This is a genomic window from Romboutsia faecis (assembly GCF_014323405.1).
GTDB classification, from domain to species: Bacteria; Bacillota; Clostridia; order Peptostreptococcales; family Peptostreptococcaceae; genus Romboutsia_E; species Romboutsia_E faecis.
On record NZ_JACRWE010000015.1, the window covers coordinates 20,629 to 27,372 of the forward strand.

10 protein-coding genes are annotated in these 6,744 nt (G+C 24.7%); all 10 read left to right on the forward strand.

The window, feature by feature from the left end:
- Positions 1 to 12: 12 nt before the first annotated feature.
- A complete protein-coding gene (locus H8923_RS16570; RefSeq protein ID WP_122640953.1) occupies positions 13 to 1,188 on the forward strand; it encodes a PAS domain-containing sensor histidine kinase in 1,176 nt (391 codons plus the stop codon).
- 127 nt (positions 1,189 to 1,315) lie between these two features.
- Complete coding sequence (locus H8923_RS16575; protein WP_153973055.1) at positions 1,316 to 1,522, forward strand: hypothetical protein; 207 nt, start codon at positions 1,316 to 1,318, stop codon at positions 1,520 to 1,522.
- Positions 1,523 to 1,914: 392 nt separating this feature from the next.
- Positions 1,915 to 2,247 (forward strand): hypothetical protein, encoded by a 333-nt coding sequence (locus tag H8923_RS16580; protein WP_153973054.1) that lies wholly within the window; start codon positions 1,915 to 1,917, stop codon positions 2,245 to 2,247.
- 18 nt (positions 2,248 to 2,265) lie between these two features.
- A complete protein-coding gene (locus H8923_RS16585) occupies positions 2,266 to 2,727 on the forward strand; it encodes a JAB domain-containing protein (protein WP_153973053.1) in 462 nt (153 codons plus the stop codon).
- Between the two features lie 130 nt (positions 2,728 to 2,857).
- Positions 2,858 to 3,151 (forward strand): DUF960 family protein, encoded by a 294-nt coding sequence (locus tag H8923_RS16590; RefSeq protein ID WP_153973052.1) that lies wholly within the window; start codon positions 2,858 to 2,860, stop codon positions 3,149 to 3,151.
- Between the two features lie 199 nt (positions 3,152 to 3,350).
- Complete coding sequence (locus tag H8923_RS16595; RefSeq protein ID WP_153973051.1) at positions 3,351 to 3,944, forward strand: hypothetical protein; 594 nt, start codon at positions 3,351 to 3,353, stop codon at positions 3,942 to 3,944.
- A gap of 214 nt (positions 3,945 to 4,158) precedes the next feature.
- Entirely contained in the window at positions 4,159 to 4,431 is a 273-nt protein-coding gene (locus H8923_RS16600; protein WP_153973050.1) for a Mor transcription activator family protein, read from the forward strand.
- A 26-nt stretch (positions 4,432 to 4,457) separates the two neighbouring features.
- Positions 4,458 to 5,603, forward strand: a complete 1,146-nt coding sequence (locus H8923_RS16605; RefSeq protein ID WP_153973049.1) for a hypothetical protein — start codon at positions 4,458 to 4,460, stop codon at positions 5,601 to 5,603.
- Positions 5,604 to 5,617: 14 nt separating this feature from the next.
- The gene (locus tag H8923_RS16610; protein ID WP_153973048.1) at positions 5,618 to 5,926 is read left to right on the forward strand and encodes a hypothetical protein; all 309 of its coding nucleotides are present in this window, start codon (positions 5,618 to 5,620) and stop codon (positions 5,924 to 5,926) included.
- Between the two features lie 80 nt (positions 5,927 to 6,006).
- Positions 6,007 to 6,306: a hypothetical protein gene (locus H8923_RS16615; RefSeq protein ID WP_153973047.1), complete on the forward strand. Its 300-nt coding sequence runs from the start codon at positions 6,007 to 6,009 to the stop codon at positions 6,304 to 6,306.
- The last annotated feature ends 438 nt before the right edge of the window (positions 6,307 to 6,744 follow it).

Consider the following 6,744-nt stretch of genomic DNA (forward strand, 5'->3'; position numbering starts at 1 on the left):
GAGAGCAATTATATGTATAGCAAAGAATTGTTGGAACAACTTTTAGATTTAATACCAGACTATATATTTTATAGGGATATAGATGGAAAAAATATATATTGTAATAAAAGTTATGCAGATAACTTAATTGGATTACCAAAATCACTTATTTATGGAAAAACATATGATGAATTACCTGTACTTAGAAAAATTCATAAGATGGGCAAAATTAAAGATTTAGAAGTGATTGAAAGTAAACAATCGGTATCTTATGAGCAAACTGTTGTAAGACATAATGGCGATATACAGGAAGTTGAGGTAAGTAAGTATCCATCATTTGATGAAAAAGGAAATATACATGGAATATTAGGTGTAATTAGGGATATTTCATATAAAAATGAACTAGATAAATTAAGAGAAGGATTCTTTTCTAACATAGGGCATGAATTTAGAACACCTTTAAATATGATATTTAGCAATATACAGTTATTAGAGTATAAATGTTCTAAGTGTTATAAAAGAGATGAAAAGCATAGTTGTAATGAATGCTTTATACAAAATATAAAGCAAATAAATAATAATAGTTTAAGAATACTTAAATTATCAAATAATTTAATTGACTTAACCAATTTAAAATCAGGAGTATACTCATTTAGTCCTAGAAATCATGATATTGTAAACTTTGTAGAATCAATATGTGAAAGAATAAATGAATATAAAAAATTTAAAAATATAGATTTGATATTTGATACGGATATTGAAGAAATAATTATAAGTTTTGATTATTTAAAGATAGAAAGAGTAATATTGAATATTATATCAAATGCAATAAAATTCAATAAGGAAAATGGAACAATACTAGTATGTATAGGCACAGAAAATAATTTTGTTAAAATCTCGATAAAAGATAATGGAGTGGGTATACCACAGGACAGGATAGATAATATATTTGAGGCATTCTACAATGTTGAAGATAGATTTACAAAGATAAGTGAAGGCAGTGGAGTTGGTTTATCACTTAGTAAAAGTTTAATTGACATTCATAGAGGAAAAATTAATGTAAATAGTGAGGTAGGTGTTGGATCAGAATTTATAATATATTTACCTAATATTTATGATGAAGATGAAATAGTAGATTTATCATATTTGAAAGTTGATTCTAACAGTATATCACGTATACATATGGAACTTTCAGATATTTATAGTTAATTATAAGATAGACCATTGACATAAAATCAATATGAAAGAATAAAATAATAAGATTAAAAAATTATTATGAAAACGGTAGAAAAGGAATAGTGTAAAGCTATTCCTTTTCTATTTTAAGGAGAATAAAATGAGTAAGGCAATAAATGAGACAAGATACTGTATAGTTTTAAAACAATCAAAGATAAGGGAGAGTAATGTAGATTATGGGATAGAGAGTATTTTTGTAAAAGAATTAAATACCGAAGAGATAAGATTTGTATATTTTAAGAAAAGAGGAACAATTAATATCAAGACTTTCAGAATATTATTCAAGACAAGGTCAACTAAATTTTAAGTTAGAAATTTTATTTAAAGATTTTAATATAAATTAGTAATATTTAGTTTATAGGTGGAAATTTCAATAAGTAATATACTATAAAATAGATTATATTTTTGAATAGAATGATAATTTAATATATTAAAAAATATAATTATATTAATACTTATTTAAGTTTGAAATTTAGTTGAAACTAAAATCATCAAATACTAATAAAATTTATAACGTAATAAGATTTAAGGGAAAAATTAAGGTATTAAAAGATAATTTTAAATATATATTATAAACTTGATAAAGTTAGATAAAGAGTTGATATGATAAACAGTTAAAAAATAAAACTGTTATTATGAAGAATGTATACCAATACTCCATCTAGCTTATTTTATTAAAAAAATAAGGAGGAAAAGACAATGATAATAAACATTTGGAAAAAGCAAGGCTTAAGGCTAGTAAAAGAACTACCTCTAGGAGTAATATCTACAATAGAAGATACCATACAAATACTAGATGAAAACTACGGTACAGAAAGAACAACAGAAGATTTAGGTGGATACATAGTTGTAGTAGATAAAGCTGGAATAGAAGAATTAAAACAACATCAACTGAAAGGAATTTTACCAGAGCATATAGATGAGATACATGGAACTGATTACATTTCAGTTCTATTTTTGTGTTCAAGTGATTTTTCAATAGTTGTTATTTGTAAAAAAGAATTAAAAGATCTAATTGAAAAAATAGATTAGTATAAGGATATGATTACAATGGATAAAAAGAAAATACCAGTAAAAAGAGTTGATATAGTTTCATTGAAATTAGTAAAAGAAAGTAGTGTTCTATATGAAACTAGAAAAATAAGTAGCCCTTACGATGCTTATAAATTAATAAAAAACTTTTTGATAGATAGTGATAGAGAAAAGTTTGTAGTAGCATGTTTAGATACAAAGAACCAACCTGTAAATATTTCTGTAGTTTCAATTGGTAGTGTAAATTCTGCAATAGTACATCCAAGAGAAGTTTTTAAAGTAGCTATGTTAAGTAATGCTTCAAAAATAATCTGCTTTCACAATCATCCATCAGGAAATTTAAAATGTAGTAAAGAAGATGAAAACATTACTAATAGATTGAAAGAGTGTGGAGAAATACTTGGAATAGAATTAGTAGACCACATAATAGTAGGAGATAACGATAAATACTTTAGTTTTAAAGAAAATTTTATGATGTAGAAAGTCTTAGTTTAACAAAATAGGCTAAGGCTTTTTCTATGTTCCAAAAAGATATAATAGTAATTTAGACTAAAACTCCGAAACCCCGTTAAGTTTTAAATAAAGATAAAAATAATAGGAGAAAAGAAACATGTTTAAAACAGAAAATAGATACATGACTAGAAAAGTAGCAGAAAAAATACCTTTAGAAATGAATATACTGTTGTGGAACTTGATAGATGAACTAAATGTAGAAAAAGATTATTTACAAGTTTTTGAATTAAATCCTATAGGAGAAGGTATAGTTGAGATAATTCATAAGCAAGAAGTACCAGAATACAAAAGTAGTCTATACATATATAGTGAAGAAATTAAAGAAAATAAGAAGCTATATGCTTTAGATAGTTTAGAATACAGTACTTTGATGTTTTCAGATGAGTACTAATGTTACACAGAAATAAGAGCATTTCAATGTTAGACAATGAAGATAAAAAATAAATTTACCAATCTATTTAATATATTCCCGAAACCCCGTAGAAAAATAATAAAGGTTAAAAAGTAATAACTAAGATCTAATCTAAATTAAACCTCGAAACCCCGTAAAAATAGATAGATAATTAAAAAATTGAAAGGTAGAAATGACTATGATAAATAATAAATCTGAAATAATAAATAAATTGTTCCTTGATGAATTAAAGGAATTAGTAAATAAATACAATAACATAGATGATGAAACTATAACTGTAATAGAAAGAATAAATAATGAGATAGAAGATAAATACATAAAGCAATATATTTTAAAAGAGAGTAATAAGATAGATGAAATAGTAACTGAATATAAAAATACAAATAATTTAGACATAGATAAGATAATATTCTTTGCTTGGTACAATTTAAATATAGAAGAGATAAGTATTAAGAATATAAGTAACTACTACAATGAATTAATTTCTCAAAAATACACTGATAATGATAACTACTTAATTTACAAAAATAAAAATGATTTAAGAGAATATGCAAGGGATGAATTAGATTACATGTTGGACATGGAAATTCACATAGATAGGTTATTTGATAAGGACGTAATAATAGATTTCTGGATAAATAATACTACTAAAGAAGAGTTGTTAGAAGAGATAATGTTAAATGATGATGTTGAAGATATACTAGATCTTTCACCAGAGTATGCATTTACATTAACTGATGGAAGTGAATATGTTTTTTCAATTAAGGAATAAAAAATAATTAATATAATTAAAAATAACGGGATTTCGGTTTTTTTAATTAAGTAGTAGATAAGATAAGCAATAAAAATTAAGTAATTAAAGAAAAAATACGGGGTTTTGGGATTTTAGTAAGGAATAAAATAAGGAACTTTTCAAGAGATAATTTCAAAGAAACTTTCTGTAGAAGTAGTTATTATTTAAGGAGAAATCTATTAGGAGGTGAGTTATGAGAGAAAAACAAAATGATTTTAAGGGGATATATGCAGAAATGTCAGAAATTCTAGGAGAAGAAATAGTAAGAATAATATACAAGAACTATAAGGGACAGCAGATAAATTTTCCTATGAAGTTACATTCAAATGAATATATAGAAAAATATATTATTGAAAATTATAGTAAAAAATCAGTAAGAGAGATGTCTAGAGAATTAGGTTACTCTGATAAGTGGATACAAAGGCTAATAAAAAAATTAAAGATTAAAGAGGAAAGTTTTGAATAATCGATAAGAAAGGAAGGGAATACACTATGAATTTATTTTCAACAATTAGTAAAAAACTTAATATGAGTGAAGAAGAACGTGCAATAGAAAAAGAAGCTAAAAGTTTATTATCAGATTTTAATAGTTTAATAAGTAGATATGAAATATGGTATTCAAATTGTAATAATAAAAATAAAACATATCAAAGTATGCTTTCTTTCAGAGAAATAGATGAAAATATGTTAAATGAATCTAAACTAGATATTAGCATAGATAATTTAGAGAAAAGTTATAATACACTTAATAACTACATACAACCAAGTATAAAATTCTCAATGAGTATGAAAGAAAAAAATATAAAAATGAATAATATGGATTTAAATGAGAAGAAACTAATAATAGATCCTTTAAGAAAGCATATTTTTCATATGAAAGATTGGGAAGCTAAAAAAAATTTATTTGAAGATAACTTATCTAAAGCATATGAGAGTGTAATAAATAAGTTTGCTATAATAGATATTTCTACTATAGAGTCTTATGCATCTTCATACCTAGATTTAAGTTTAAATAAAAGTGATAGTGTTGTAGAAAAAGTAAATCTTATAGAAACTGTTTTAAATAATGGTAAAGTTGCATTAGAAGTACATATGAGAGTTTTTGGAGATATGTTAAATCATAATGATTCATTAGAAGAGGAATTAGGAGCGTCTTTAGATAAAATTTATACACTATATAAATATGTAACTGATAAATTTCCAGAGACAAAAGAAGAAAGTGGATGGCTTTCAAGTGTAGATAAGAGACTTAGGGCTACTAAGAAAATGTGGTATTATAGTAATATTTTAAAAATAATAATACCAACATTAGAAATGATTAGAATTAGTGCTGTAAATCAGTTACCATTATTAATGCTATATGCAAAGGATGATAAGGAAAAAGATTTAAGTGATTTTAATATATCATTAAGTAATATAACTACATTAATTGGTATTTTACCATCATATGTTAAATCAAATACATATGTAAAGGAAGTGCCATATGGAAGTAAAGTATTAACTATTAAAGAATTCTGTTTTGGACGCAGTATATTTAAAGAAATTAATGGAGTTCTTGTATCTATAGAATATGATGCAGATAAAGAACTTACTATTGAAGAGCAATTTGCAACAAGTGTAGTTGGTTATGAGTTTTAATTGGAGGAGATAGTATGAATATATTTGTTTTTCTTATATCATATGGATTAATGATAGGAGCAGTTGCATTCGCTATTCCAATGACAAGAAGAATAGGAACCATGGTTCTTACAGGATCAGGAATTTTATTTTTAATTGCATGTGCAATGTTATTATTAGGAAAAATATTTACTATGCTACTACCATTTATAATAATAGGTTGTATAGCATATGTTATTTATTCAGGTAAAAATAAAATTAGAGATAAAAAAGAAGTAAACTTAGCTAAAGGTATGACGGATGAAGAAAGAAGAAAAAGAGAAGATTTTTTAAGAAATTTATAATAAAAATATTTGATAATAATTAATAAATATATTGAGATAGCATTTAGCTATCTCTTTTTTACATTTAGGGAGAAATAAATATGAATAAACCAATAAATGAAACTAAATATTGTAAAGTGCTAAGACAAGCAAAAATAAGAGATGGAAATGTAGGGTATGGAATAGAGAAGATTTTTGTAAAGTCATTAAATCAAGAAGAGATAAGGTTTGTATACTTTAAGGATACTTTTAGAAAAGAACAGCAACTAATAGCAAGACCTTTAGATTTAACAGAAGATGATTTAACGAAGTTAATTAAGGAATCCATAAAGAAAAATGTATTTTCAAAGGAGTTTGTAAGTAATCTTAGAGGGATTCTTAATACTAAGGAGGTAGAATAACATGACACTAGAGTTATTTGTAGCAGGTGTTAAATTTGGAGTGTCAATTTTTGGTATAGTAATGAAACATAGAAAAGAATATACAAAATAAGGAGATGAAATTAAATGAAGGAATTTACATTAGGTTCAGTAGTAGGATTAGGAGTATGTATAGTAATAGAATTGATGGTTTCAGGCAGAGCAATATTAAGGTAATAAGACAATAAATTTACAAGTAAAATCTTAGATAGGAGGGAATAGCATGTTGCTATTTCTTTTTTTTACTTGCAATCGTAAAACATGAGTAAGGTAATGAATTAAATAAAATACTGTATACAACTATAAAAGAGCTACTATACAAAATAGTAGCTCCTATTAAATAATGTTATCTTATCCTTCCTACCTTTCTTCTAACAAAAGGATTTTGATCTTTTGATTTCCATTTTTTTAAATGATCAT